The following is a 3,333-nucleotide window of genomic DNA, read 5'->3' on the forward strand; positions in this document are numbered from 1 at the left end:
GAGAGGGCGGCGACGCCCGCCGTAGAGGTGCGCAGCACCGAGGGCCCCAGGCGGATCGGGCGGGCGCCGGCCTCGGTGAACGTGGCCAGCTCCGCGTCGGTGATGCCGCCCTCCGGGCCCACGACGAGCACGATCTCGCCGGCGTCGGGCAGCTCGGCGGTGGCCAGCCGTTCCTGCGCCTCCTCGTGCAGGACGAACGCGGCGGCGGCCCCGGCGATCCGGTTGGCCACGGCGGCGGTGGACTCGTCGGGGGATCCGGCCACCACCGGCAGCCAGGCCCGGCGGGCCTGCTTCGCCGCCTCCCGGGCGGTCGCCACCCACTTCTCCCGGGCCCGTACGCCCCGCTCGCCGCGCCACTGCGCCACAGAGCGGGACGCCGCCCACGGGACGATCTCGTCCACCCCGACCTCGGTCATCGCCTGCACGGCCAGCTCGCCCCGGTCGCCCTTGGCGATGCCCTGCACCAAGACGAGCCGGGGGACGTGCGCGTCGACGTACCCCCGGGTGGTGACCCGCAGGTCGAGGGTGCCCCTGCCGACGGCGGTGACCACGGCGGCGGCGGTGCCGCCCCGGCCGTCGGCCAGCAGCAGTTCCTCGCCGACGCGCAGCCGCTGCACGGTGGCCGCGTGATGGCCCTCCGGGCCGCTCAGGGTCAGCGAGTCGCCCGTGGGCAGCGCGTCGACCAGGAACAGCGGCGCCGACACCTCAGGCGTGCCCGTTGAAGGCGTCGCGCATCCGGGAGAAGAAGCCGCCCTGCTTCGTCAGCTCGGCGACCTCCTCGCCCCGGGTCTTGGCGAAGTCGCGCAGCATTCTCTCCTGGTCGGGGTCGAGCTTGGTCGGGGTCCGCACGTCGAGGTGGACGTAGAGGTCGCCCCGGCCGGTGCCGCGCAGGTGCGGCACGCCCCGGGCGCGCAGCCGCAGGGTGCTGCCCGGCTGGGTGCCGGCCTTGACGTCGACCGTCTCCTCGCTGTCGAGGGTCTTGATCGTCAGCCGGGTGCCGAGCGCGGCGGCGGTCATCGGGACGGTGACCCGGCAGTGCAGGTCGTCGCCCTTGCGGGAGTAGACGTCGTGCGGGCGCTCGTGGATCTCGACGTAGAGGTCGCCGGCGGTGCCACCGCCCGGGCCGACCTCGCCCTGCTGGGCGAGCCGGATCCGCATGCCGTCCTCGACCCCTGCCGGGATCTTGACGGTCAGCGAGCGACGGGTGCGAACCCGCCCATCCCCGGTGCAGGTGGGGCAGGGGTGCGGGATGGTGGTGCCGTACCCCTGGCAAACCGTGCACGGCCGGGCGGAGACCACCTGGCCGAGGAAGGTGCGTTGGACCGACTGCACCTCGCCCCGGCCGCCACACGCCTCACAGGTGGCCAGGTGGGTGCCGGCCGCGGTGCCCGCCCCGGAGCAGGTGGTGCAGAGCACGGCGGTGTCGACGGTGATCGGGGCCTCGACGCCGAACGCCGTCTCGTGCAGGTCCAGCTCCAGGCGCAGGATCGCGTCCGCGCCCGGCCGGGTACGCGGGCGCGGGCCCCGCGAGCCGCCGGCCGCGCCGCCGAAAAAGGCGTCCATGATGTCCTGGAAGCCGACGAACGGGCCGGCCCCGCCGGCCCCGCCGGGTCCGCCCGGGCCACCCATGCCCCCGCCGCCAGGGGCGAGCGGGTCGCCGCCCAGGTCGACGATCTGCCGTTTCCGGTCGTCCGATAGGACCTCGTACGCGGCGTTGATGTCCTTGAACTTCTCCTGTGCCTCCGGGTCCGGATTCACGTCCGGGTGGAACTGCCGCGCCAGCTTGCGGTAGGCGCGCTTGATCTCGTCGTCGGAGGCCTCCCGGCTCACGCCGAGGATGCCGTAGTAGTCCCTGGCCACTGCGTCCCGTGTCCTCATGTTCTTCTCGCGTTGCGCCGGTCGTCGGCCGGAGCCGGCCGTCGGCCCCTGACTGGTCAGTTCTGGGCCAGCAGCTCGCCCACGTAGCGTGCCACGGCCCTCACCGTGGCGATGGTGCCGGGGTAGTCCATCCGGGTGGGGCCCACCACGCCCAGGCCGCCGAGGGCGGTCACCCCCGGGCCGTACCCGGTGCTCACCACCGAGGCGGCCCGCAGGTTGTCGATCTCGTTCTCGTCGCCGATCAGCACGCGGGTGGTCGTCGACTCGGCCTCGCCGATCAGCTTGAGCATCACCACCTCCTCCTCCAGCGCCTCCAGGATGGGCCGCAGCGACCCCTGGAAGTCGAGCAGGCCGCCCCGGGTCAGGTTGGCGGTGCCCGCCAGCGCGATGCGCTCCTCGTGCCGCTCGACCAGCGTCTCCAGCAGCACGGTGGAAAGTGTGGTCATCGCCCCACGCAGGTGCGGGGCGGACTCCTCGACCAGCGCCTGCACCAGCGGCGGGGTCTCCGACAGCCGGCTGCCGACCAGCTTCTCGTTGACCAGCCGGCGCAGGTCTGTGACGTCGTCGGCGGAGACCGGCGCGGGCAGCTCGACGAGCCGCTGCTCAACCCGGCCCGTGTCGGCGATCATCACCAGCATCAGCCGGGTGGTGGAGATCGGCACCAGCTCCAGGTGCCGCACCGACGAGCGGGCGAGCGACGGATACTGCACCACGGCGACCTGCCGGGTGAGCTGGGCCAGTAGCCGCACCGTGCGGTGCACCACGTCGTCGAGGTCGACCGCGCCGACCAGGAAGCGCTCGATCGCCCGGCGCTCGGCCGGGCTGAGCGGCTTGACCCGGGACAGCCGGTCGACGAAGAGACGGTAACCCCGGTCGGTGGGGACCCGGCCGGCGCTGGTGTGCGGCTGCCGGATGTAGCCCTCCTCCTCCAGCACCGCCATGTCGTTGCGGACCGTCGCCGGGGAGACGCCGAGCTGGTGCCGCTCGACAAGGGCCTTGCTGCCGACCGGATCCTGGGTCGCGACGTAGTCCTCGACGATCGCGCGGAGCACGGCGAGCTTGCGGTCGTCCAGACCCACACTGCCACCTCCTGTCGCACGTCCGGCCCGGCGTGCTGCCGGGCCCGCGCCCGCCAGCGGTCGACTCCTGGCACTCGACTGTAACGAGTGCCAGTCTACGTCGGCCGCCCCGCCATCGGTAAGATCAACGACGGACGGCCGGTGCGGTGGCCGCCGCGCGGCAGCGCGGGCGGCCACCGACGCACGCTGACCGATCGTTCGCCGGGCCCGACCAGTGTCGCTCTCGTGGCCGCTTGCCGACAGCCCCTACCGTGACGTGCATGACTGAACCACCTCGCCCTCCCGGAGCGGGTGACCCCGGCGGCTACCCGCCGGAGCCGAACCCGTCGGCACCGTACGGCTCGCCGGGGCACGAGCCCCCCACCGCACCACTGTC

The 3,333-nt window shown here is 73.8% G+C and carries 3 protein-coding genes; all 3 read right to left on the reverse strand.

Annotated elements, in window-relative coordinates:
- The coding region (locus tag E1258_RS31255) for a 16S rRNA (uracil(1498)-N(3))-methyltransferase (RefSeq protein WP_132407420.1) at positions 1-704 on the reverse strand (704 nt) is incomplete at its 3' end.
- 1 nt (position 705) lies between these two features.
- Positions 706-1,860 carry a molecular chaperone DnaJ gene (gene dnaJ, locus E1258_RS31260; protein WP_207919883.1) on the reverse strand — a complete coding sequence of 385 codons (1,155 nt, stop codon included), beginning with the start codon at positions 1,858-1,860 and terminating at the stop codon, positions 706-708.
- 74 nt (positions 1,861-1,934) lie between these two features.
- Entirely contained in the window at positions 1,935-2,957 is a 1,023-nt protein-coding gene (hrcA, locus tag E1258_RS31265; protein WP_132407424.1) for a heat-inducible transcriptional repressor HrcA, read from the reverse strand.
- Positions 2,958-3,333: the final 376 nt, after the last annotated feature.

Source organism: Micromonospora sp. KC207 (assembly GCF_004348615.1).
Lineage (GTDB): Bacteria > Actinomycetota > Actinomycetes > Mycobacteriales > Micromonosporaceae > Micromonospora.